This window comes from Actinomycetospora chibensis (assembly GCF_028737215.1).
GTDB lineage: Bacteria > Actinomycetota > Actinomycetes > Mycobacteriales > Pseudonocardiaceae > Actinomycetospora > Actinomycetospora chibensis.
In genome coordinates, this window is sequence record NZ_JAQZAM010000002.1 from 383366 (window position 1) to 406749 (window position 23384).

24 protein-coding genes are annotated in these 23384 nt (G+C 71.8%); 6 read left to right on the plus strand and 18 right to left on the minus strand.

Going from position 1 to position 23384, the window contains the following annotated elements; genetic code table 11:
* Positions 1–57: 57 nt before the first annotated feature.
* A complete protein-coding gene (locus PH189_RS04310; protein ID WP_274187515.1) occupies positions 58–2241 on the plus strand; it encodes a heavy metal translocating P-type ATPase in 2184 nt (727 codons plus the stop codon).
* A 34-nt stretch (positions 2242–2275) separates the two neighbouring features.
* Here the strand turns inward: PH189_RS04310 and PH189_RS04315 are convergent, their stop codons facing one another.
* Both PH189_RS04315 and PH189_RS04320 read right to left on the minus strand, forming a co-directional pair.
* Positions 2276–3232, minus strand: a complete 957-nt coding sequence (locus PH189_RS04315) for an N-acetylmuramoyl-L-alanine amidase (protein ID WP_274187516.1) — start codon at positions 3230–3232, stop codon at positions 2276–2278.
* Between the two features lie 343 nt (positions 3233–3575).
* Positions 3576–4115 (minus strand): hypothetical protein, encoded by a 540-nt coding sequence (locus PH189_RS04320; protein ID WP_274187517.1) that lies wholly within the window; start codon positions 4113–4115, stop codon positions 3576–3578.
* A gap of 424 nt (positions 4116–4539) precedes the next feature.
* Here PH189_RS04320 and PH189_RS04325 point away from each other — a divergent pair, with 424 nt between their 5' ends.
* Positions 4540–4968: a hypothetical protein gene (locus tag PH189_RS04325; protein ID WP_274187518.1), complete on the plus strand. Its 429-nt coding sequence runs from the start codon at positions 4540–4542 to the stop codon at positions 4966–4968.
* A 9-nt stretch (positions 4969–4977) separates the two neighbouring features.
* Here PH189_RS04325 and mobF read toward each other — a convergent pair whose 3' ends face one another.
* From mobF to PH189_RS04385, 11 genes are all read right to left on the minus strand, one after another.
* Positions 4978–9408 (minus strand): MobF family relaxase, encoded by a 4431-nt coding sequence (gene mobF, locus PH189_RS04330; protein ID WP_274187519.1) that lies wholly within the window; start codon positions 9406–9408, stop codon positions 4978–4980.
* A gap of 289 nt (positions 9409–9697) precedes the next feature.
* Positions 9698–10564, minus strand: a complete 867-nt coding sequence (locus PH189_RS04335) for a hypothetical protein (RefSeq protein WP_274187520.1) — start codon at positions 10562–10564, stop codon at positions 9698–9700.
* Between the two features lie 5 nt (positions 10565–10569).
* Positions 10570–10926, minus strand: coding sequence for a hypothetical protein (locus PH189_RS04340; RefSeq protein WP_274187521.1), 357 nt, complete (start codon positions 10924–10926; stop codon positions 10570–10572).
* Entirely contained in the window at positions 10923–11651 is a 729-nt protein-coding gene (locus PH189_RS04345; protein ID WP_274187522.1) for a hypothetical protein, read from the minus strand. Before PH189_RS04345 ends, PH189_RS04340 begins: the two co-directional genes overlap by 4 nt.
* Positions 11648–12376: a hypothetical protein gene (locus PH189_RS04350; protein WP_274187523.1), complete on the minus strand. Its 729-nt coding sequence runs from the start codon at positions 12374–12376 to the stop codon at positions 11648–11650. Before PH189_RS04350 ends, PH189_RS04345 begins: the two co-directional genes overlap by 4 nt.
* Positions 12364–14268: a type IV secretory system conjugative DNA transfer family protein gene (locus tag PH189_RS04355; protein WP_274187524.1), complete on the minus strand. Its 1905-nt coding sequence runs from the start codon at positions 14266–14268 to the stop codon at positions 12364–12366. Before PH189_RS04355 ends, PH189_RS04350 begins: the two co-directional genes overlap by 13 nt.
* A 348-nt stretch (positions 14269–14616) precedes the next feature.
* Complete coding sequence (locus PH189_RS04360) at positions 14617–15153, minus strand: hypothetical protein (RefSeq protein WP_274187525.1); 537 nt, start codon at positions 15151–15153, stop codon at positions 14617–14619.
* Entirely contained in the window at positions 15150–15551 is a 402-nt protein-coding gene (locus PH189_RS30285) for a WhiB family transcriptional regulator (protein ID WP_337994125.1), read from the minus strand. Before PH189_RS30285 ends, PH189_RS04360 begins: the two co-directional genes overlap by 4 nt.
* Positions 15544–15978, minus strand: coding sequence for a single-stranded DNA-binding protein (ssb, locus tag PH189_RS04375; protein ID WP_274187526.1), 435 nt, complete (start codon positions 15976–15978; stop codon positions 15544–15546). Before ssb ends, PH189_RS30285 begins: the two co-directional genes overlap by 8 nt.
* Positions 15979–16279: 301 nt before the next feature.
* Positions 16280–16507, minus strand: a complete 228-nt coding sequence (locus PH189_RS04380; protein ID WP_274187527.1) for a hypothetical protein — start codon at positions 16505–16507, stop codon at positions 16280–16282.
* Positions 16504–16707: a helix-turn-helix domain-containing protein gene (locus tag PH189_RS04385; RefSeq protein ID WP_274187528.1), complete on the minus strand. Its 204-nt coding sequence runs from the start codon at positions 16705–16707 to the stop codon at positions 16504–16506. The genes PH189_RS04380 and PH189_RS04385 overlap by 4 nt, the downstream gene beginning before the upstream one ends.
* Before the next feature lie 66 nt (positions 16708–16773).
* Here PH189_RS04385 and PH189_RS04390 point away from each other — a divergent pair, with 66 nt between their 5' ends.
* A complete protein-coding gene (locus PH189_RS04390) occupies positions 16774–17649 on the plus strand; it encodes an XRE family transcriptional regulator (RefSeq protein WP_337994126.1) in 876 nt (291 codons plus the stop codon).
* A gap of 4 nt (positions 17650–17653) precedes the next feature.
* The gene (locus PH189_RS04395; RefSeq protein WP_274187529.1) at positions 17654–18124 is read left to right on the plus strand and encodes an NUDIX hydrolase; all 471 of its coding nucleotides are present in this window, start codon (positions 17654–17656) and stop codon (positions 18122–18124) included.
* Here the strand turns inward: PH189_RS04395 and PH189_RS04400 are convergent.
* The 4 genes from PH189_RS04400 to PH189_RS04415 all read right to left on the minus strand — a co-directional run bounded on the left by PH189_RS04400 (position 18115) and on the right by PH189_RS04415 (position 21112).
* A complete protein-coding gene (locus PH189_RS04400) occupies positions 18115–18678 on the minus strand; it encodes an HD domain-containing protein (protein WP_274187530.1) in 564 nt (187 codons plus the stop codon). The two genes, PH189_RS04395 and PH189_RS04400, sit on opposite strands and share 10 nt — an antisense overlap.
* A 159-nt stretch (positions 18679–18837) precedes the next feature.
* Positions 18838–19164, minus strand: coding sequence for a YnfA family protein (locus tag PH189_RS04405; protein WP_274187531.1), 327 nt, complete (start codon positions 19162–19164; stop codon positions 18838–18840).
* On the minus strand, positions 19161–19892 hold the full coding sequence (locus tag PH189_RS04410) for a MerR family transcriptional regulator (RefSeq protein WP_274187532.1): 732 nt from the start codon (positions 19890–19892) through the stop codon (positions 19161–19163). Before PH189_RS04410 ends, PH189_RS04405 begins: the two co-directional genes overlap by 4 nt.
* A 59-nt stretch (positions 19893–19951) precedes the next feature.
* Positions 19952–21112 (minus strand): MFS transporter, encoded by a 1161-nt coding sequence (locus tag PH189_RS04415; RefSeq protein ID WP_274187533.1) that lies wholly within the window; start codon positions 21110–21112, stop codon positions 19952–19954.
* 223 nt (positions 21113–21335) lie between these two features.
* Here PH189_RS04415 and PH189_RS04420 point away from each other — a divergent pair, with 223 nt between their 5' ends.
* A complete protein-coding gene (locus tag PH189_RS04420; RefSeq protein ID WP_274187534.1) occupies positions 21336–21956 on the plus strand; it encodes a sigma-70 family RNA polymerase sigma factor in 621 nt (206 codons plus the stop codon).
* 48 nt (positions 21957–22004) lie between these two features.
* On the opposite strand, the gene PH189_RS04425 is transcribed toward PH189_RS04420, so the two are convergent.
* Positions 22005–22469: an ArsI/CadI family heavy metal resistance metalloenzyme gene (locus tag PH189_RS04425; RefSeq protein WP_274187535.1), complete on the minus strand. Its 465-nt coding sequence runs from the start codon at positions 22467–22469 to the stop codon at positions 22005–22007.
* Positions 22470–22636: 167 nt separating this feature from the next.
* Here PH189_RS04425 and PH189_RS04430 point away from each other — a divergent pair, with 167 nt between their 5' ends.
* Complete coding sequence (locus PH189_RS04430; protein WP_274187536.1) at positions 22637–23380, plus strand: PIG-L deacetylase family protein; 744 nt, start codon at positions 22637–22639, stop codon at positions 23378–23380.
* Positions 23381–23384: the final 4 nt, after the last annotated feature.

Below are 23384 nucleotides of genomic sequence, written 5' to 3' on the forward strand. Positions count from 1 at the left end.
ACGAACGTTAGGGTGACGCTCAGCGAGGTCCACATCGAGCGGACGGAAGGAGCAGCCGTGTCCGACGCCTGCTGCGGACCCGACGAGGCAGAGAGGGCCGGTGAGGACGAGGGTCCTGCGCGGCTGTGGCAGGTCCGCGAGCTGCAGCTCTCGCTCGCCGCCGCCGTGCTGCTCGGCGCCGCATGGCTCCTTCAGCGCAGTGGCGTCGCCGACCTCGTAGTGACCGGACTCGAGCTGGTCGCCGCCGTCGTCGCCGGCTCGACGTTCGTGCCCGGCGCGCTGCGGAGCCTGCAACACGGCCGGATCGGTGTCGGCACGTTGATGACGATCGCAGCGATCGGCGCGGTCGCCCTCGGCCAGGTCGCCGAGGCCGCCCTGCTGGGCATCCTGTTCTCGGTCGCCGAGGGGCTGGAGCACTACGCGGTCACCCGCACCCGCCGAAGTCTGCGGGCCCTCCTCGGGCTGGTCCCGCCGACCGCGTCGGTACTGCGCGAGGGGCGGGAGGTGACGATCGCGCCCGACGATCTGGTCGTCGGCGACCTGCTCGTACTGCGCCCCGGCGAACGAGCGGCCACTGACGGCCGCATCCGCGCCGGCCGCACCAGCCTCGACACCTCGGCGATCACCGGTGAGTCGGTGCCCGTCGAGGCCGCACCCGGAGACGACGTCTTCGCCGGCACCATCAACGGCGGCGGCGCGGTCGAGGTCGAGGTGACGGCTGCAGCGTCCGACAGCTCGCTGGCTCGGATCGTGCACATCGTTGAGGAGGCTCAGGACCGCAAGGGCGCGGGCCAACGCCTCGCGGACCGGGTCGCCCGCCCGCTGGTCCCCGCGATCGTGGTCCTGGCGGTGCTCGTCGGCGCCGTCGGCTCGATCCTCGGCGATCCGTTGCTCTGGCTCGAGCGAGCACTGGTCGTGCTGGTCGCGGCGTCGCCCTGCGCGCTCGCGATCTCCGTCCCGCTCACGGTCGTCGCCGCGATCGGTGCGTCGAGCCGCCACGGCGCCCTGGTGAAGGGCGGAGCCGCCCTCGAGGAGCTCGGGCGCATTCGGGCCGTGGCGCTGGACAAGACCGGCACCCTCACCCGCAACGAGCCCGAGGTCATCGACGTCATCGCCATCCCCGGCCACCGTCCGAGCGAGGTCCTCGCCGTCGCGGCCGCGCTCGAGGCGCGCAGTGAGCACCCCCTCGCACAGGCCGTCCTGAACGCTGCGGCGGACCCGCAGTGGGCGATCGAGAGCTCCCCTGCCGACGATGTCGCGGCGGTCGCGGGACACGGGCTGACCGGGAGCCGGGACGGTGTCGACCTCCGTCTCGGCAAGCCCGGGTGGGTTCCGGCCGGTGCGCTGGCACCCGACGTCGAGCGGCTGCAGGGCGAGGGCGCGACCGTCGTGCTCGTCGAGAGCGCCGGAACGTTGCTCGGCGCGGTCGCGGTTCGCGACGAGTTGCGCCCGGAGGCGCCCGAGGCGGTCCGCCGGCTCCACGACCTCGGTATCGAGGTCGCGATGCTCACCGGGGACAACGAGCGCACCGCGAACGCGCTGGCCGAGGAGGTCGGGATCACCGCGGTGCACGCCGAGCTGCGACCCAAGGACAAGGCGGAGCTGCTGCCGCGCATCGCTGCCGACCGCCGGATCGCCATGGTCGGTGACGGCGTCAACGACGCTCCGGCTCTGGCCACCGCGGACGTCGGCATCGCCATGGGCGCCATGGGCACCGACGTCGCCATCGAGACAGCGGACGTCGCCCTCATGGGCGAGGACCTGCGCCACCTCCCTCAGACGCTCGCCCACGCACGGCGCGCACGGTGGATCATGCTGCAGAACGTCGGGCTCTCGCTGCTGATCATCGGCGCGCTCATCCCGCTCGCGGCATTCGGCGTCCTCGGCCTGGCCACGGTGGTCGTGATCCACGAGGCCGCAGAGGTCCTGGTGATCCTCAACGCGGTCCGAGCCGCCCGGACCCGCCCCCTGCCGGGCCTCAGCGCCGCGCCGATCAGCGCCGAGCGCCACCACTTGACCGTGGCTCCTGCGCCAGAACCCGAGGACCCGTGCTGCGGGCCGTCGACGACCTCCTCGACCCGACCGATCGAGGGAAGCAGCGTCGCACTCCCGCTCCAGGACACGCCGTCAGTCAGCGGGACCGACGGCGGCTGCCGAGACGGCTGTTCTTGCTGCGCTCCGGCGTCGCCCGCCGCCCCGGCCCACGCCGAGGCCACCAAGGGCTCCGAACCGTCGGCGTAGGACCAGAGACTCGTCCTTCGGGCTGTCTCGCCGTTCAGCGCCTGCGGGCTCCGACGAGGTAGTCCGAGATGCCGGTGGAGATGGCATCGCCGAGCGCCGCCGTGCCCGTCGTCGAGGCGATCGCGTCCAAGTCACCGGGGTTCGTGAGGAAGAGCGGCTCGACCAGAGCCCCGGGCATGGCACTGGGCTCGTCGATGTAGCCGGGGACGCGGGGACCCAGCAGAACCAGGTGCCCTCCTCCGGACTCCCCTCCCGACGAGTCGTCGACGACGCCGCGATCAGCCTGCGGCCGACCCAGCTCCGACAGGCGCGCTCGCATCGACGTCTGCAGCGACTGGGCGAGCGCCCGACTGCGCGGCGCGAGCGGCCGGGTGGGTTCGTAGAGCGTCTCCGTGCCCCCGACGGTCGAGTCGTCGAAGGAGTTGAAGTGGACCGAGACGAGCGCGTCGGCCCGGGCGAGGTTGGCGCAGCGCACCCGCGCCTCGAGGTCCTCCTGGCTCGCGTCCGTCGTCAGCGCCCCGCGCTGCACGTCGCCGGCGCCCAACCCGGCCCCGAGAGCATCGGTGGACCGGGTGAGCACGACCGTCGTCCCGCGATCCCGGAGGTCGTCGGCCGCGGCCAGGGCGACCGCCAGCGTCAGGTCCTTCTCCAGCACGGTCGTTCCCGCCGGTGTGCTGCCGCCGCTTCCCGGGTCGGGGCCTCCGTGTCCGGCGTCGAGGACGACCGTGGGCGACGACCCGCCGGTACGCGCAGGCAGGACGACGCAGCCGCCGCCCGGAAATGCCTGCGGGTCCAGCCGGACCGGGGCCGGCTCGGCCGCGGCGGCTGTCCCGGTTCGGGGTCCTGCACCCGGTGGAGGCGCTTCCGCGGGCAGGAACACGCCGAGGAAGAGTGACGCCGCTCCGAGAGCTCCGACGACGGCCGCCTCGAGGCCCCGGCGGAGACCCGCATCGCGCCGTGGGCGGGCGCTCAGAAATCGATGTCTGGCCATGCCGAGCTCGTCAGCCGTCGACGACCGGAGAACTGTCCGCCGCCACGTCGGTCGGGGCGGCTGGGCCGGTGTCGGTGGTTCCCGTGGAGGGGGCGCTCGCGGTCGGTGGTCCTGCCGTCTGCCGGGTGGATCGGACGAACAAGGAGACGCCTCCGATGTCAGCGGTGGGACGCCACCGCAGGTGTCAGAGCCCGTCGTCGAGCGCAGAAGGAAAGAAAGCTGCTTCCGGCCACGGACGAGCGAGGCGTGTGGGAGCAACGCCCACACGAAGAACCGCGATGCGATGGCGCATCAGCGGCGCGGATCGGGCCCGAGCGGCCTCGGTCGAGGCACGGGCCCGACATCAGACCGAGCGGGGCGGACCTCGGACCGGGCTGACGTCGATGCGGCGCAGTGTGCGGAACGCCGTTGATCCTCCGGGCGCGCATGGGACGCGGGTCGGCGCGGCGGGCCCCGTCGGGCCCGCCCAACCGTGCAGCGGGAGCACGTCGAGTACGGCGGCCGTGTCGTCGACGATGCGGCGGCCACCAAGCATGAGGCCGCCGACCACCAGGCCCGCAGCGGCGTGCACGCCGGTCGCCGCGAGTGGTCGATCGAGCGGGCCGGCCTCACACACCAACAGTGTCTCGACGGCAAGCTGCCCGAGCCAGAGCACCGTCAGCGCTTCCCAGCACCACCGGCGGCGAGCTCCGCTCCACCGCGCAAGTCCTGCGGCGCCGGTCGCGATGGCGAGGACACCAAGGACGATCGGCGTCGCGGTGGGCAGCTCCCCCGCGCCAGCGACGTGGCCGGCGACGCCGAGGGTCGCGGCGAGCAGGGAGGCCGTCGGGAAGCGCCAGGACGACGCGCGGTTCGTCTCCGCCGTCATCGCTCCGACCGCCACGGGGCCGAGAGTAACGGTTAGGTCACGGCGGGACGGGCGGGGTTTAGGAAGGCGGTGCGGCCGAAGCCTTGGACTCGTATCGACGCATGGTGTGATGTGCATGAACAAGCCGCGAGTCATCCGGCGGAGAGTTGGTGTGACGTGCCCGAGCAGCCCGAGCAGCCCGAGAGGCCAGAGCCTCGGAAGTGGCCGGCACGGGTGACGGTGCTTGCGATCGTGGCCATCCCGGTGGCGACGTACGTGACCGTGCTCCTCGCCGCCGGAGGGGCGGATGACGCCTTGCCTGGTCCGACTGCGCCTCCGACTCAGGCGACACCGGCTTCCGTTACGCCGACTCCGTCACGGTGATCACGGCGGACCACTCGCGGGGTTCGCCCTGAACGACTAGTGCCAGCTGTCGGGCCCTGGTGTCACCGTGTCGGCCATGGAGGTGACCGACGCGGACGTGGCTGCCATTCCGGCGCGCAACGTCCGTGTACCTCGTTGCGATTTCGTGGCGGTCTGGAGAGCGGCATCCGACCGGGACCACCAGGACACGTCTCGCGGTGGTGAGGGCTGGTACGCAGCCGGCGTCGCGGCCACGTGTCGATGGCTCGCTACGGCACCGTCCCGGCTCGCGAACGGCCTTGCCGACGCGACGCCGGCGCCTGCCACGCGACGGACGGCGATGGCGTACGAGGAGTTGATCGAGGCGGAGTGGCTTGCGGCCGCGCGGCTCGAGGAGACGCGCCCGCACCTCGCGGAGTCTCGACCCGGCTGGTGTGAGGGGGTGCGGGCGACGCTTCGGTGGGCCTGGCGTCGTCAGGGTCCCCCACCGCTCGAGGTCGAGGTCGAGGTCGAGGTCGAGAAGTAGCGACGCGCTTCACGCTCCGACCTCGTCGAGGTCGTCGGCGCCCTCGGCGTCGGTGTCATCGACGGGCTCGTTCGAGTGGTCGGGCGTCTCGACCTCCTCGTCGCGGGCTCGCCAGTGCGTGAGCTGCTCCGCCCGGTGCTCGGCTTCCTCTCGTGCGTCGGCGTCCTCGCGAGCACGGATCTCGGCGAGAGCGCGGTTCGCCTTCTCGACGGCTGCTGATGTCTCGTCGGCGGTGGGAACGCGCACGTGGTCTTCGGCCACGGGGCTCGGCTCCGAGGCGACCACCTCACGGATGTCGGGCCCGCTCGACTCGACCTCGTGGCCCTCGTCGTCGTGGTTCTCAGTGGCGGGTTCCACTTCCACGTCTTCGTGCCGGTGAAGGTCGTTCGGGCGATCCGTGACGTCGTCCTCGGTGACCTCGCGGTGGGTCTCGTCGTCTGCGATCTCTGCTCGGTGCGCAGCGAGCCACTCGGTCGCGGTGGTGCGTTGCTCCGGTTCGGCGTCATCGACGTGGCGGGCGGCAAGCTCGGCCTTGGCACGTTCGGCGGCGGCTCGGGTGCCGGCTGTGTGGGCCAGCCACCGGGATCGGGCCTCGTCGAGCTCGCTGAGCTCGGCGGCACGCGCTTCGAGAGCACCGGCGAGGGTCGCGGTCTGTTGGGCCTCGCCGTGGAGCCGGCTCCGGTGGTCGGGGGCTGTAGAGGCGTCGGCCTCAGCCCGCCGGAGCTGCGCGTCCTGCTGGGCGCGAGTGGCGGCTTGATGGGTGCCGGCGAGCTCATTGGCGACATAGCGGGGTGCCCAGGCGGCCTCGCGCTCGTGGGCCCGTACGCGCATTCGGAGCTGTCCGTCCGAGAGCTCGAGCTCTTCGCGGTCGATCTCCGGTCGGCCGAGGGCGCGCCAGGCCGCACGGTAGGAGGCGTAGGCCTCGACCTTGCCGGGGCCCGGCGCGGGACCGAGCGCGTCCTCGTCGGCGTCGTGGCCGCTGAGCTCGCGCCAGGCGGCGACGGACCTCGCTCGGTCCTGCCACTGGTCGCGCTCGGCGAGCGAGTCGGGAACGGGACCGAGAGCATCGGTGAGCCACCGTGGCGGGGCCTCGGCGAGCTGTTCGCCCATCTCAGCGCTGCGTCGATCGGCAGCCTCGGCGAGCGAGGTGAGGTAGCGGTCCCAGTCGGCCCGGCCAGTGGCCGGGGTCCAGTCGGTCCAGGTGCGACCCTCGGGATCGAAGGTGTGGGCGTCGCGGATGCGGCCGTGAACGACGTTGGTGAGGTTGCGCGCGCCGGCGAGGGGTCGGTCGGCGACTGCTTCGCGCAGGATGCTCTCCGGGTCGTGGCCGGCGAGTTCGGCGCGACGCAGGATGCGTGTCAGTGAGGCGGCGCCGTCCTCGGCGGCGAGACGGGCGCGGTCGTGGCCGGTGATGGTGCCCTGGACGACCAGCTCGTCGAGCCAGCGCCCGGTGCGCTCGGTAGCGGCCAGGTGCGCGGCATCGCTGAAGAGCTCCCCAGCGGTGCGGGTGCTGCCGGAGTCCATGGCGGACTCGGTCGCCGTGGTGAGCGCAGACGCGGACTCCATGCCGTCGTCGCGGGTCACGATCCCGGCCATGACAGCGACCGGGTCGCGGTGCACGGAGTGGTCTGCGGGCGAGCCGTCGGCGGGATCGATGGGTCCGGAGATGGTGGCGACGTGGGCGGTGTTGGACTGTCGACCACGAGTGAGCCCGACGTAGCTCGCGGCACGACTGGTTCCGGGTGCGGCGACGAGGTGGCTCGTGTCGACGGTGAGGCCCTGGGTCGCGTGGACGGTGCCGGCGTAGGCCAGCGTCACGTCGGCGGCGACGTAGTCGCGGGGCAGAACCATTGGGTCGCCGAGGACCTCAGCGCCCTCGGAGCCGCGTCCGTGGACGGAGGCGACGGTCAGCGAGCCGTCCTCGCCGACGGCGGTGACGCGGTAGGTCTCCCGGTTGATCGGCCCACGTCGATTGCCCTCGTGCCCGGTGAGCTCCCAGCCGTTACGGCGAGTGGCGACGAGGTCGCCGACACCGGCGTGGTTGCCGTCCCGTCCGAGCGGGGTGCCGTGCTCCTCGACGTGTCCGAGGCGGACCAGTTCGGCGCGCAGCGCGCCGGCAAGCCGGTCGGCTTGCTCGTTGGTGTCGACCACGAGTACCGAGTGGCGCCCGGCCAGGGTGTCGGCGAGCCAGGCGCGGCTGGCGGAGGCCTCGGCGTCGTCGAGGGTGCCGGCGTCGACGAGTCGCCCATGGCGGTGATAGTCGCGCAGCACGGTGTCGTCGCCGTCGCGCAGGCGCAGAGACGCTGGCCCTTCCCAGTCCTCGCGGAAGCGGCGGGTCTCGGTGAGCTCATAGCGGGCCCCGGTGTGGGCGAGCAGGTCCATGGCGCCGCCGGCTCCGACGGCGGCGAGCTGGCGGTGGTCACCGACCAGGAGAAGCTTCGCGCCGGCGGCGTCCACGTGCCCGTAGATCGCGGCCAGGGCCGTGGTGTCGGTCATCGCGGACTCGTCGACCACGACGAGGTCGCCCGCCTGCAGACGCCATGTCGAGGTGTCGTCGACCTGCGCGCCTTGCGCGAGACGGTCTTGGGTGTCGAGCCAGCGTTTGACATTGCGGGCATCGAGGCCTTCGTCGGCGAGGACTCCGGTGGCGATCTGGCTGGTGGCGAGCCCGAACACGCGGCCCGCGGCGGCGCCGCGGAGTTCAGGATCGGACCAGGCTCTGGCGAGGGTGCCGACGACGAAGCTCTTGCCGGTCCCGGCGGGTCCGACGAGGGTCTCGATTCGCGCGCCTGAGGTGAGGACGCCACGGACAGCGGCGGCCTGATCCACGCCGAGCTCGCGACCGGACTCCCGGAGCCCACCGAGGAACCGGTCCGCGATCGCAGCCGGCGTCGCGGCGGCGTCCCCGCGGCGGGCGGCGGCGGTCATCGCGCGTTCGGTGTGGACGTGATCGGGGGTGGCATAGAGCTTCGCGCCGGGAGCGTCGTAGGCCGAGCGGCCGTTCGCCAGACGGAGCTCATCGGGCAGGGCATCGTCACCGGGGCGCGCGGCATCGAGCGGGGTCGAGAGCGCGAGCCCCTCGTCGGTGAGCCAGTCCAGCAGGCCGGCGACGTCGCCGCCGTCGGTCAGTCCGAGGGTGTCGGGCAGAGCGTCGTTGATCGCGCGGGTGAGGTCGGCGCGCGTCCAGGCGGCTTTGCGGGTCTGGACATCGGCCAGCGCGGTCTCGAGGACCTCCTTCGGTGACCACTCGCCTGCCGCAGGAGGGTCCTGGTCGCGGGCGTTCAGGGCGTCAGCGGCGACGGCGCCCAGCCCCCCGGCGACCTCGCCGCGCAGCTGGGCGTCGACACGGTCGAGGAACTGGCTGCGTGTCTCTCCGTCGTGGGACTTCGCCTGGCGGGTCGCCATGGTGGCCTGCCGCGAGAGTCGGTCGCGCTCGAGGCCGTTGGCTTCCCGATCATGGTGCGCTTCGAAGTCGCCGATCAGCTCCGCGGCCTTCTCGGTGACCGCGCGGCGCCGCGAGGAGAACAGGTCGGTGACCGTGTCGTCGATACCCACGACCTCGCGGGCCTTGCCGTCCGGGCGCATCGCCAGCCGCAGCCCGAGCGCTCGGGCGAGGTGCTCCTCGGTGGTGCGCTCGCCCACCGCGGCCGCGGCGGGCCGGAACTTGTGGATCGCCCGCGAGTCGAGGGTGCGCCACTCGTCGTCCTCGTCACCGGGGGCGCGGTTGAGGATCGGATTGTGGATGTGCAGCTGCGGGTCGTGGTCGCGGGAGTCGTGCTGGAAGAACGACGCCACGACCCAGCCGTGCGCGTCGACCCACCGTCCGGCGGCGCCGCCGTGGTGCCCGACGCGGGCGTAGCCGGCCTTGTCCTGCAGGTACGTGAGAGCAGCGTTGTTGCCCGCCCAGATGGCGTCCTCGACGGCTTGGCGGTACTCGCCCCACGCCGCGGCGGCCTCGTCGTCGCCGGCGGCGTGGGCCTTGACCTCCTCGGCCTCGAACGCGGTGTGCAGCACGGTGACGCTCTTCTGAACGCTGAACGTGGCGTCGAGGAAGGCAACGTTGTGGCGGGCCTGCTTGCCCGCCTCGACCTGTAGTTCAGCGCGGCGTTCAGCGCTGGCGTCGGGCTCTCGTTCAAGCGCGGCGGCGTACAACTCATCCTCGCCGGCGTAGCGCCGTCCGGTATGACCGAGGGTCGGGACCTCGTCCCACCGCTCCGGGGCAGAGAAGCCGTCGTGCCGTGGGTCGAGGAAGCGTTCGTAGATCCCGCGCATGTCCTGGGCATCGACGAGCCCGCTCAGACCGAGCTTCTCCGCGCCGGCGCCCCACCAGCGTCCGGGCGGCTCGCCGTCGGTGACCGCGCCGGTGTAGTAGGACTCGCGGCCGGTCGCGACTTCGTTGAGCAGGTAGTCCGGGGAGTAGCCGGACGAGACGCTCAGCATTCGGACGACCCATTGAAGATCGACAGTCGCCTTGCAGCGCGCCGCATGACGGCTTGCGTCGATGTCGGCCGGCCGAAGGCCGGCCACCACCCTCGGATCGTGATGCCTAGGTGTGCGTCTTCTGATCTTTCCCTTGATCTTTTCGTCCCGGTGTCTTGTTGGTCGTGTCTGGTCGTCTGTTCGGCGTAGTGATCGGTGTCGGGAAGTGGTCGTGCTCTTGGTTCTTGCTCTTGTCCTTGTCGTTGGTCGTGGTCGGTGCTGCTGGTTGTGGTGATCGGCGCTTCGATGGTCACGGCTGGGCCTCGTCGGTGGTGTCCGGGTCGGTGATGTTGATCAGGTGGAGGGGCAGCGGTCGGTCTCGGAGCGCTTTCAGCGCGGCGGCGGCGGTGCCTCGGGACACACCGGCGGCGGTCTCGAGCTCGGTGACGGTGGGCCAGGCGCCGTGGCGCTGGGCGTGCCGCGACGCGGCGGCCTCAGCCCGGTCGCGAGCGGGCGAGGACGCAGGCCTCGACCGCGGCGGATCGCCAGAGGCGTCTCCTGCATCGCGGTGGTCGGCTGATTCTGTTGCGCCGCTCGGCGCCGCCTGTACGGGCGGCGGGAGGACCTCGGGCTGAACGGCGGGAGCGGTGAACGGCCCGGTCTGAACGCTGCTGCGCTGAACGACCACCTCGTCGAGCGCCTCGTTGCGGTCCCGACGCGGCTGAACGGCGCGCTTCGTCGATGGGTCGGCGGTGGCGAGGAGGTAGAGCAGGTGGGCGACCACGGCTGCGGCGACGGCCGGCCAGGCGCCGAGCCCGAAGCGCAGTGCGGGCGCGACCTCGACGGTGGGTCCGCCGGCGAGGTACGTGGCCTGGGCGAGCCCGGAGAGCCCGGCGGCGGTGACGACGACAGCCCACGCATAGCGAGCTGCGCCGTCGCGGAGCCGGGCGGTGGCGCTGTAAGCGACCAGCGCGAGCCCGTCGGTGATCAGCGGGTAGAGCCAGGCGATCCCGGTCGGTACCCGGGCGGCGACGGCGACCTCGAACAGGCCGTGGGCGGTGGCGATGGCTGCGCCGAGCGCGACGGCCAGTCCCGGGAGCCACAGCAGCGCGCCCTGCGCGCCCGATGGGGACACCCGTTCCACCGGGGCGTCGAGGTCCACCTGGTTCTCGGTCACCGGCCTCACCCCGCGTCCGCGTCGGCGGCGGCGTGCTCACCGGCGCGGTCTTCGCCATGCCAGCGGGCAAGCTGCTCGCGGCGGCTCTGCTGGGTCTGTTCGTTGTCCCGGTCCGCGGCACGGGGGTCGGCGGCCTGGGCCGCGATGGGTCGCCTCGCCGGGTCGCGAGCTGCTTGCCGGTCGAGGTCGGCGACCGCTTGGCGGAGGTCGTCGAGGGAGCCGCAGAAGCAGTGGAACTGGTCGGGCGCGATCGCATTCATGTGTGCGAAGTAGATGTCGCTGAGCCGGTCCCATTCGGCGCGTTCGACCTTTTCGCGGGCTCGCTGCTCGGCGCGGGTCTCGGCCTCCCCGGCGGCGGTCATCGAGACCACCCGCTGCGCGCGGAGGTGCCGTTGACGGCTGCGCTGATACCGGAACCGGTGCGTTCCGCCGGATCGTTGGAGCCCGGCTCCGGGGGCGCGTCGTCGCGGGCGGCGGCCCACCACCAAGCGATCGACGTCGTGGCCTCCACACCGGGCACCGGGGCGGCGCCAAGCGGTGCGCTGTTCCAGCCGGGTCGGGTCTGGTGGCGTTCTCGGGAGCACGAGCCGACCGCGGTACGCAGTCGACGGACGACCCCGGGGCGTTGACGGTCGTGCCAGTCCCCGGCCAGCTGCACCGAGGCCCCACGGCCCTCATAGGCAGCGCGCCAGGCGTACATGAGCCAGAGCAGCTCCTCGACCACATCGGCATGCCAGAGCCAGCATTCGGGCAACACCGCCGCACCGTCGGGGTAGCGCAGGAAGATCGCGTGCAGCCACCGGCACAGCTCGTCGAGCAGCCCTGCGAGTGCTTCGGAGTCGGTGGGTGCGGCCAGCCAGGTCGGCGCGATGGTCGGGCCAGGTCGCGCCGGCGCGGCTGCAACGGCGTCGGCGAGCTGGGCGACGGTACGGGCCAGGTCGTCGACCCGGGTCGGTGTCCCGACGAGCTCCTCAAGGCTGCGGCGCAGCCCGTCGACCTCGCGGGCGAGGCCGGCGAGGGCCTCCACCCGGGCGAACTCGTCTCCGTCGCTCCCGCCGCCGGGTTGTCCTGGTGGGCGGCGGCTCATCGATCCCACCCCGGCTCGCCGTCGCCCTGCGTCTCTTGCTGCATGTTCGAGGCGGCACCCGTGGCGCTGTGGTCGTCGTCGTTCCAGCGGGCCAGCTGCTCGCGCCGTTGCTCGCTGTCGATCTCGCCCTCGGCGCTCGCCTCGCGGACGGCGATCGCGAGGCGCAGGTCCTCGATGCGCTGACGCAGTCGGTCGGGGCCATTCGGGTGCGCGGTGTCGTGCGTCTTGGCCGGGTCGCACGTCCCGGCCGCCCAGGTACCGGTCGAGGACCACCGACGTCCCTGGGTGTCGGTGAACGGCCCGCGATCATCGCCCTCAGGGGAATCGAGGGCGGCCTCGTCGGCGAGGTCGTCGAGGGCGTCCTGCTCAGGCGGCGGGGCGAGCTCGGCGAGGGCCTCGAGCCGCCGGTACTCCGCCCACGCGTGCGGGTCGTGGTCGTGGGCCCAATCGGAATGGACGGCCCGCTCGCGGGCTGCGTCGAGGGCATCGTCGACCTCGGTGGTCGGCGGCCGCGACCAGCCCGGGGCGGGCAAGGTGTTCTCCTCGAGCCATGCGGTACGCGCCGTGGCTTCCGCGTCCGAGGCCGGCTCGCGCCAGTCCGGGTCGCCGTACTCCGCGGCCGGGTTGAATCGCGAGGTCTCGTCAGGACGGCTGTTCAGGTAGGCCACGTGCTCCGTACCGGTCCATAGGCCCTTCGTCGGGTCCGGCGTGGTCATCGCAACCATGTCCCTTCACCGTGGTGATTGCGGTCCTGCTCGCCGAGCACGGGTGGGGCGACCGGGTCGACGTCGATCACCAGTGGCCGCGCGTCCTCCGAGCGCGGTGTGGGACCCGGAGTAGTGCGTCGGCGGGCGGTGACCAGTCGGTGCCACCAGGCGCCGATCGCGGAGGCTCGGTGGCGTGGAGCGGAGACCCGGCGCCGCAGCGCTCCGACGCCGACGTCAGCCCATGCACGCGCCCGCTGCCAGCGGCCTCGCCATCCGGTAGCGACAAGCTGCCGCTGGGCACGCACGTCGCAGCGGGTCCAGGCCATGCGGGCTCGTCCGATCACCGGTGCGATCCCTCGCCGGTACACGACGACCTTCCCGGCCGGCAGGTTCGCGAGCTGGGCAGGAGCGAGCACGGGAACCTTGCGCACCGTCTTGCTTGCGACCCGGCCGCGCATGTCGGTGGTGGTGATCCGCTCATCGCGTTCGCCGGCAAGGGTCGACCAGAACTGCAGGTCGGCCTGGTCGCGGGTGCCGCCGAACAGCAGGACCGAGCCGGTGTTGTTCAGGATGGTGGCGGTCTTGTGTTCCCCGTAGCGGGCCAGCAGCTGGGCGCGGGACTGGAACGGCGCGATGATCGTGACCCCGCGCCCTCCCATGTCTGCGGTCCAGTTCTCCAACGGGACAGGGCTGATCAGCGCCGCCTCGTCGAGCGCCAGCAGCAGCGGGGGATCGAGCCGCCCCGACGGCTTGGCGACCGCGAGCCGACGGGCCTCGCGGGCGATGTGCCCGGTCAGGGCGCAGACCAACGACCCGGTGTCGGCTTCCTCGGCGCCGAGCAGGAACACCGTGGCCCGCGAAGAGAGCAGCTCCTCCACGTCGAAGAGCTGGTCGGTCGGCGCTGCGGCGGCTGCGGCGTCGGGATGGTTGAGCCACCCCAGCGCCGGCATGATCGAGTTGGTGATGGAGGTGCGGGTGCGGTCGTTGGTCTCGACGAACTGCTCCGCGGCCTTCTCGAAGGACTCCACCTGGCTGCGCCGCAGTAGCGCCGGCACCTCGCGGGCGGCGCGGGCGTTGTCGGCAACCCAACCGAGGACATCGCGCATCGACCCGCCGCCGAGCGCGGCCGCGTGCAACAGGGCCGCGAGCACCCGGCGGGCCTGGGCGTCCCATCGCTCCGCGTCTCCGCTGCCCGCCCTCGAGGTCGCGGAGACCATGTCGGTGGCCCGCTCCATCGCGGTCACCGGGTCGGTGCAGCCGATCAGCGGGTCGAAGCTGATCGTCGAGCGCAGACCGCCGAGCCCGACCGGGTTGAACACGAACACCGGCCCGCGGGTCTTCTGCCGGATCGGGGCGCACAGCTCGAGCAGGTCGGTGCGGGTGGAGGTGACGACCGCGGCGCCGGGGGCGTCGAGGACCCGACCTGCGAGCCAGCCTGTCTTCCCGGTGCGTGGCCCGCCGAAGACCAGGGTCACGTCCTCGATCGAGGACCACACTCGCTGCACCCCGACTCGGCACAGCTCGACACCGACTGCGCTGGTCGGCACACCCAGTCGCTCCCGCCGCGACAATGACGCCAGCGAGGGGCGGACCGTGCACGCCCGTCGGCGGGTCGCGACCGTTCCTGCGTGACGGGCCACGTCCAAGCTTGAGGCGACCCCGGCGCGGCGCCGGGACCGCGCCGACCACCGGAGCACGGTGGCGCGCGAGCGTGACCAGCGGTGCCAGCCCAGCAGCAGCAACACCGCGCCGGCGATGACCCACACGGGCCAGGGCAGAGCCTGGACCAGCGTCGTCGCCGGCAAGCTCGTGAACGCCCCGCACACCAACGCCTGGCGGATCGCGCCGCGGATGACCAGCAGCGCGGTCAACCCGACCATCAGCACCAGGATCAGTAGCGTCGAGATCATGACGGCCCCCCGCTCTCGCCGGGCTGTGGGTCCACAGGCACGCCTGAGCCGGCGTGTGCGAGCCAATAGCCGCCGCCAGAGCGGGCGAGCTGGAACTGCGTTCCCTCCCCCGTCATGCGCTTCGCCCACACCTGGGCGGCCTCGTCGGTCATCGCCTCGTCGGTGCGTCCGACCAGCGCCGCGTCGACGAACAGGGCCCACGTGATCGGCCCACCGCACGGCGCATCCCCCAACACGAGACCGAGGACCGGGGCCGCGACATCCGCGCGGACCAGCTCGACCCCCAGCAGCAGCGGCCGCGTCGTCTGTGCCGGCTCACCGACTCGTGCACTCGGCGCCGGCCTGCGACTAGGCATCGGTGTCTCCTTCCACGTCGTGGCGCCACACCTCGAGTGCCGCCGCGCGGCGTGCGCAGTCGTCGTGATGGCCGGTCTCCCGGTCGTCGGGGTGTGCAGCGAACGGCCCGGTGTCGCGGACCCGACCGCGGCACGTCGTGCAGGTCCACACCGCTGAAGTCAGCTGAACGCCGGCCGCGGGTGGTGGAGGTCGGTGCTCGATGAGCCACTCCCACGCCGCCTCATCGCGGGTGCTCCCGCCGGCGTCGGCGGGGAGCCCGAGGGCATGGCCGATGGCGTCCCAGCTGTGGCCGGCGCTCCGAGCGCGCAGCGCTGAGTTCCGCAGCGCCCCGATCGCGACGTCGGCAACGAGTCGTCCCGCCCGCACTCCGGTGAGCGGGTCGTCCAGCACGGGACGGGAGAGCCCGTGGAAGCCCTCGATCGGCTCTTGGTGTTCGGCTGCGTCGAACGCGGTGACCGCCACCTCGCGCACGAGCTCGCGGGTCCTCCACGCCGCCTGTTCGCGTCGACTCACCTCGAGCGCGCTCATCGGGGATCAGCCCCTTGAGTGGGCGCCGACTGCTCGGAGGGCAGGCGGGAGGCCCAACGCGCGATGGTGCGGACGCTCACCCCGTACTCGGCCGCGACCTCCGAGTAGGAGGACCCGGCGTCGAGGAGAAGCAGCCACCGCGGCTGTCGCGCCCCGGGGCGTTCGCGCTGCGCCCGAGCTCGTCGACGCTCGTGCTCGGTCAACCCACCGGCGACTCCGTGTGGAAGACGCTCGAGCGCCTCGGCCAGGCACTGCTCCCGCACGGGGCAGCGCCGGCACACCGCCTTCGCCGCCGCGACCTGCGTGCGTACCAGGGGCTCGTCCGACGGCTCCGGGAAGAACAGCTCCGGATCCACGCCCCGGCACGCCGCGCGAACCTGCCAGTTCGTGTCAGCCATGGCCGCCCACCAGCTCTTCCGTCGAGGCCTCAGCGCTCTCCGGGTCGCCGACGCGGCCGGCAGGCGCGGTCATGCGCTGAGGGCGTGCCGTGGCATAGCGCAGCGACACCCCGAGGTCGTCGACCTCGAGCTCGATCAGCTGGCGGCGCTGGCCCTCGGCGGTCTCGAAGGACCGCTGCCGCAGCCGACCGGTCACTACGACTCGGTCGCCCTTGCCCAGCGACTCTGCGGCGTGCTCCGCGAGGTGGCTCCACGCGACACAGCGCAGGAACAGGGCATCGCCATCGGTCCACGTGCCCTGCTGGCGGTCGAAGCGCCGGGGTGTGGAAGCGACCGTGAACCCTGCTCGCCCTGCCCCGCTCGGCAGGTACCGCAGCTCCGGCGCATCGGTCAGGTTGCCGACGATTGTCAGCGTCGTCTCGTTCATGTCGTTCTCCTCAGAAGTGATCAGCTGCGTCAGTCGCACAGGTGGGTGCGGTGGGGTCCCGCCGGTTGCGGGTGGAGGCGTCCTGGCTGCCTCCACCCCGCGTGCGGGCGCCGCGGGGCGTCGAGGTCTCCGGGGTCAAGGGCCGGACTCGTCCGGCCGCGCAGCGGCGCCGCAGGCGCCCTTGAGGCGGGAGGAACGGCTCGCTCACGCTCGGCGGGACCCAACGATTCGGCGTCGCCGGCGGCGCTCCGCCTTGGCTCCGTGGCCGCGCGGCCTTGAGCGCCTCAGGTCGCGGCAGCCTTCAGCCGTCGGTGGTCGTCTCCGAAGCGCCCGTCAAGGCCGGCGTCGTGGCCTGATCCACAGCCGACATCACCCCGCCGATCACTCCCGGCAGGCCCTGACCGGCCGGTGTGCCGATGAACAGCACCAGAGCAACGAGCGAGAACACCACGGCACCAGCCGCGGACCGAGTCTTCGCACAGATGAACGCGCCCAGTATCGCGAAGAGAATCAGCAGCCCGACACTCATGACCGCTCTCCACGGAACATGCCCAGCAGCGGGGAATCTCCGTCCGATCGCTCGGCCGTCGCTTCCGCGACGAGTCCTTCGATCACTGCTGCAGGGATCAGCACTCGACCGCGGATACGGATCGCCCGCAGCTCCCCGGAGTTGATCGCGCGATAGACCGTCATGCGCGACATCTTGAACATTGCGGCGACCTCGGCCACGTCGTAGAACGTCGGCGCTGTCGCAGTCCTTTCATTGAGTGTCACGGTGTCCTCCGAAGCTCCTCCGTGCTCACCGAGTGGCGGCGAGGCAACGCAAGAGTGCGAGAAAAGCAGGGGACGCCTACACCATCAGGCGGGACAACTAGGGACGTCTTCGCTAGAATAGAGTCGTCCCTAGGCAAGGCGCGGAGGTTCGAGATGGCCAACGAGCGTCTCCGTGACGCCCTGATGCACGCCGGGCACTCGACCTCCACCGCAGCCGATCAGGTCGGGGTCGACGCGAAGACCGTCGAACGGTGGCTCACGCAGGATCGCGTTCCGTACCCCCGCCATCGAGGTGTCCTGGCTGCCCTGGTCGGGCGGAGCGAGTCCTACCTGTGGCCCGCCGCCGTGCCAGCTCAGCGACAGAAGAAGGCCGCGACCTCGGAGATCGTCGAGACGTTCCCGCACCGCAGCGACGTGCCTGCGCGCCTGTGGGATGACCTGCTGCAGCGGGCGTCAGCACGAATCGACGTGCTGGTGCACGCTGGGCAGTTCCTCCATGAGCGTCCGAGCTTCATCGCGACGTTGAAGGCCAAGGCGGAGGCCGGCGTCGCGGTGCGGATCGCCTTCGGCGCGCCCGAGAGCGAGGCCACCGAGCGCCGGAGCGCGGAGGAGAAGCTCGGCCTCGGGGTGCTGGGAGCGCGCATCCGGTACGGCCTCGTCAGCTATCGACCGCTCCTCCGCACCGAGGGCGTCGAGTTTCGCTTCCACGAGACCACGCTCTACAACTCGATCTTCCGGTTCGACGATGAGATGATCGTGAACATGCACGTCTTCGGTGTCCCCGGTCCGCACGCGCCCGCAATGCATCTCCGGAAATTGGCTGCCGGCGACGTGTTCGACACCTACGAGGGCAGCTTCGTGGATGTCTGGGAACAGTCGAAGCCGGCCGAGTGGTAGCGGCGTGGCCAGAACCGATCACTTCAACGACCCGGACGCTCCTCGAGCGAACAGCATCGTCATCGCGGTCAGCGCTTTCGTGCTCGACAAGGATGCTCAGTTGCTGATGATCCGTCGCACCGACAACGGCTACTACGCCCTTCCGGGCGGCCGCCACGAACTCGGTGAGACGATGACTCAAACGGTCGTCCGCGAAACCCAAGAAGAGACTGGGATGACTGTCGAGGTGACGAGCCTCGTCGGCATCTACTCCAATCCCGACCATGTCATGGCCTACGACGACGGCGAGGTCCGTCAGGAGTTCTCCATCTGCTTCCGAGCTCGGCCCGTCGCCGGCGCACCACGGACGAGCGACGAGTCGAGCGAGGTGGTGTGGGTGCCCCGCGCGGAGCTCGCCGGCATCGAGGTCCACCCGTCGATCCGCCTCCGGATCGACCATGGCTTCCGGACCGACGCCCCGCCGTACTACACCTGATCCGCGAGCCCGACCGCCGTCAGCCACACACGCGATCGACTGATCGCAGCCCGGCGCTCGTCCATGCCGGCATCGAGTGCGCGCGTGACGTAGTGATCGGGGCCGTAGCGCTCCCGCACCTCAGCCATGCGGTCCTCGAAGCCGAGGTTCGTGCCGTCCGGGCCGGTGGTCATGTCGCAGTACCAGAGCAGGTCGCGGAGCAGTGTCTGCTCGTCGTCGAACTCGGCGAGCTCGTCGGCAACGCCGAACTCCTCGGCCTCCGCCCATGCCGACGAGTGAAAGGCGACGAGGTCGACGACGCGCTGCGGAGCGCCGTGGTCGCGGAGATAGCGCGCTCCGTCGAGAGGATGGAAGCCGGTGATCGCGAGGTCGGGCGCGTACCCGACGTCGTGCACCCAAGCCGTCGCCTCGAGGAGCTCACCGTCCTCACTGAGTTCGCGCGCTATGAGCCGCGCCTTCCCAGCAACGGCAACCACATGGGACCAGCGCCTGGGTAGTGACTCTGCGAGGAGTTGCCGCGCCTGCTGTTCGGCATCCGACGGCTCGAGAGACATCTGAAGCAGCCTAGAGGCGGCCGGCTCGCGTGCGTCGTCTCGACGGAGACGTCGGTATCCGTCCCACCTCGACGGACCCGTTGAGCTGGTGCCGAGCTCTCCGCTCCACCCGCACGAGCACTCGCCTCCCTGTTCGTACACCGAGTCGGGGCGCTCCCGTCACCGCGGGGCGTACATGATGACCCCGACTCCGACCAAGCACACCGCTGCGCCGATGACGTCGAACCGGTCAGGTCGGTAGCCGTCGAGCGCCATGCCCCAGCCCAGCGAACCGGCGACGAAGATGCCGCCGTAGGCGGCGAGGATGCGGCCGAACTGGGCGTCGGGTTGGAACGAGGCGGCGAAGCCGTAGAGGCCGAGTGCGAGCACCCCGAGAGCGGCGAACCACCAGGCCCGTCCTTCCCGCACGGCCTGCCAGACCAGCCAGGCGCCGCCGATCTCGAACAGCGCTGCGACGACGAAGAGAGCGATCGATCGCAGCGTCACGCGTCGGGCTCGCCGAACAGCTCGTGGACGAGGACCAGGGCGTCTGCCGGTGCCCGCACTTCCATGGTGGGTGGGTCGGCGAAGTGCAGGCTGAGGTCGAAGAAGCTGCAGCAACCGGACTCGGCCGCGGCGAGCTCGGCGAGTTCGCCGACGTGGGCCCTCGCCGGGTCGAAGGTCAACCTGACCCCGTCCGGGATGGCGACCCGACCTGTCACCGCGGTGAGAGCCGCTCGCCACCGGTCGGCACGCTCGGTGCGCTCGGAGCCGTCGAGGGTGCAGACGATGGCGGGACCGTCGTTCGTAGACGCGAGGGGCAGCGCCATGAGGTTGGGCGCTGTCGGATGGTCCTGACCGAGGAAGGCGCAGGAGGGGTCGCACGGACCGTCCCGATCGATGGCCGCGAGTTGCTGCTGGGCGCGCTGGAGCCGGCGGCCCGCGAAGTCGCGGAGCTGGGCGATGCGTTCCTCAGTGTCGGCGAGGTGGCGCTCCAGCAGTGGCGCGAGCTCCCCTTGGACGTCCGAGCACAGGCCGTGCTCCCACGGGTCGAGCAGACGACGTATCTCGGGCAGCGGCAGACCGAGGCTCTTCGCCGTGCCGATGAAGTTCAGCCGGTCCACCGCGTCGTCGTCGAAGAGGCGGTAGCCCGAGGACGATCGCCGCGCGGGAAGGAGACCTTCCGAGTCGTAGAAGCGCACCGTGCTCGCCGGGACCCCGCTGCGACTCGCCAACTCAGACACCTTCAACCCGTTCACCTCATCGACGCTAAACCTCGAAGTCGACTCGAAGGTCAAGCTCGAGACCGGGTCAGGCGGGTGAACGCGAGCACGCATGCCCAGGCCCCGGTCGCGACGACGAGGAAGGCGACGAAGACGCCGTCGTAGCCGAGCTGCGGGGCGAGCGTGGCCGCGCCGACGGGTGCGACGAGGCCTGCGATGCCCCAGCTGGTGAACACGAGGCCGTAGGTGGTGCCGAAGCGTTCGCCCGGGACCACGTCTGAGGTGGCCGCCGGCGTCAGCGTCGACAGCGCGCCGTACTGGGTGCCGAGCAGGAGCAGGGCAGCCAGAGCGAGGGCTCCGCTCGCGCCGAGAGCCAGGGGGATGCACGCGAGCACCAGCAGCGCCGAGTTGGCGTGGAGCGCGGCCCGCCGGCCGATGCGGTCGGAGAGGGGGCCGGCGATGAGCCGGCCCGCGAAGTAGCCGAGGTTGAGCAGTACCACCGCGAGCGTCACGACGGCCACGTCTCCGGCGAGACTTCCAGCCTGGGCGAAGGCCGCGAGAGCGGGCGCGCTGCCGAGGCCGAACGCCAGCCACAGTGCGACGACGGGTCCGCTCGGGCGGGTCGGGCGGTTGCTGCGGTCGCGCTGCCGCCGGGAGGTGGGCGCGGCGCCGGGCACGAGGATCGCCGCGACGGCGAGCAGGACACCGAGCGCGCCGGCCAGGATGACGAAGGTCCAGCTGCGACCCACCGCGGCCAGTAGCGCTGAAGCAAGCGGGGCGAGGACGGCGGTCCCGGCGGCGTAGGCGCTGACGACCAGGCCGAGGGCGAGACCGCGTCCGGAGGCGACGGTCCCGGCGACGCGGACGGCGGTGGCGTAGCCGAGTCCGGTGGAGCAGCCGACCAGGACGCCGAAGGTCAGGAACAGGACGACCGCCGACGAGGCGGCGGCGCTGCCCAGCAGGCCGAGCACCGTGCCGCCGAGGGCGATCAGCGCGAGCCGGCGCGGTGGGAACGCATCCGCTGCCCGGCCGCCCGCCAGGACGCCGAGCATGAAGGCGGCCAGGCCGACGGAGAAGACGCCGGCCAGCAGGGCGTGGCTGACGCCGAGGTCCCGGCCGAGGGAGTCGGTGAAGACGTCCCAGGCGAACAGCGGGCTGACGGCGAGGTCGAGCAGGACGGCGCCTGTGAGTGCGCGTCGCTTGCTGGCGGTTGCGGCGCCGGTTTCGGCCACGGATCACATGGTGACGGCTGAGTTGCTGCACCGTCCCCCAGACGCGGAACTCGAGTGGCGCCACAGCCGACCCTCCGTAGCAGCGGCGCCGGGTTCCCCCGTGGCAGTAGCGGCGTGTTCGCCCCAACTGCCACGCGCGCCAGGCCGCGAGATCGCTGCGGCGGTGCTGCGTCCTTTCGACCGGTCTGCCGTCTGTGGGACTGTCCATCTCTATCCCGCACCCATGACGGGGGTCGGCGTGACAACATCAACTCATAAGCTTGTGGTCGACCCGGGCAGCCGGACGGAGGACGTCTGGCGGGAGTTCGGGGCGCAGCTGCGCGCGTTCGTGCAGCGGCGGGTCGCCGATCCGCAGCGCGCGGAGGACGTCCTCGGTGAGATCGTGCTGCGTATCCACCGCAATCTCGGACGGGTCGAGGACCACGAGCACCTGACGCGGTGGGTCTATCGGATCACCCGCAACGCGATCGTCGACGAGTACCGGCGGGCCGAGCGGGAGCATGCCCGGGAGCGCGCTCTGCCCGACGACGCTGCCGAGCTCGCCGGCGAGGTCGACGACGAGGATGACCCGACGGTGCTCCGGGAGCTGGCGGCGTGCATGCGGCCGCTGCTCGAGGGGTTGCCACCCGAGCAGCGCCGGGCGTTGGAGCTGACCGATCTGGAGGGGCTGACCCAGGTCGACGCGGCCGGGCGCGAGGGTGTGTCGGTCTCGGGGATGAAGTCGAGGGTGCAACGTGGCCGGCGTCGACTGGCGGAGTTGCTCGGTCGGTGCTGCGAGCTGACCCTCGACGCGCAGGGCACGCCGATGGACTACACCCGGCCGCCCGGCTGTCGGTGTGGCTGAGTTCCCGGGTCGGGGTCCCGCTGACGGCGGGACCCCGACCCGGCGCCGTCAGCTGCAGCACGTCCCGCCGTCGGCGGCGGCCTTCGCCTCGCACGAGGCGGCACACACCGATGTCGATTCCCCGTCGGGGTTGGTGGCCGAGTCGTCGGTGACGGCGTAGTACTCCCACCAGCCTGTCGGGGTGTCCGGGGCGGTGACGAACACCTTGTCCTGTGCGGCGTGGCAGCACACGTCGTGCTCGGCCAGCGTCGCTTCGAGACCGGCCCCTCGGAAGCGGGTCAGGGCGGCGGTCACCTCCTCGGAGGTCTCGGCCTCGACCCCGAGGTGATTCAGCCGGTCTCCGTCTCCCGGCTTCTCGATCAGGACCAGCTTCAGGGGTGGGTCCTCGACGGCGAAGTTGGCGTAGCCCTTGCGCTGCTTGTGCGGCGGCACGCCGAACATCGCGGTGTAGAAGGCCGTCGCGGCCGCGAGGTCGGTGACGTTGAGCGCGAGCTGGACGCGGGTGGTGGGCATGGCGGGCCTCCCTGATCTGCGGCAACCGGCCGAGTCGTCCCCGTCGGGCGCCGCTTGTCGTGGTGTCACCGCTACTGACGGCAGCAGAGGGCGAGGGACGCAGCCTGCGTCTTTCTTCGGGGGTCGTCGTCAGTACCGGCGTCACAGGACGTCTCGGAGGTGCCGCCATGAACGGGCAGCTGCAGGCCGTGCCGGAGGACTGGAGTCGGGCGATGGCCATCGTCGCCCACCCCGACGATCTGGAGTACGGCGCGGCCAGCGCGATCGCGCGCTGGACCCGGGCCGGCCGGTCGGTCGCCTACGTCATGGTCACCGACGGCGAGTCCGGGATCGACGGTCTCCACCCGCTCGAGGCGGGGCCGGTGCGGCAGAAGGAGCAGGTCGCGAGCGCCGCACTCGTCGGAGTGGGCGACGTGGCCTTCCTCGGACACCACGACGGCGTCGTCGAGGGTGGCCTGGACCTGCGCCGCGACATCACCCGCGAGGTTCGCCGGTTCCGCCCCGAGGTGCTGGTCACCGCGACCTTCGAGCTGACCTACGGCATGGGCCCCGGGCAGCACATCCTGAACCAGGCCGACCATCGGGCCGTCGGCGTCGCGGTCCTCGACGCCGCGCGCGACGTCGGTAACCGGTGGATCTTCCCGGAGCTGCTCGACGAGGGCTACGCGCCGTGGGACGGGGTGCGCCACGTCTACGTGATGGGCGCGAACGAGCCCACCCACGCGGTCGACGTCACCGACGCCCTCGAGCCGGGGGTCGCTTCGCTCCGTGCCCACGAGGCGTACCTGCGTGGGCTGGGCCGCGACTTCGACCCCGAGACGTTCGTGCGTGGCATGACGGCGATGGCCGGGCCGGCCCTCGGCGTTCCGCACGCCGTCGCGTTCGGACAGATACAGCTCCAAGGCGTGTGACCAC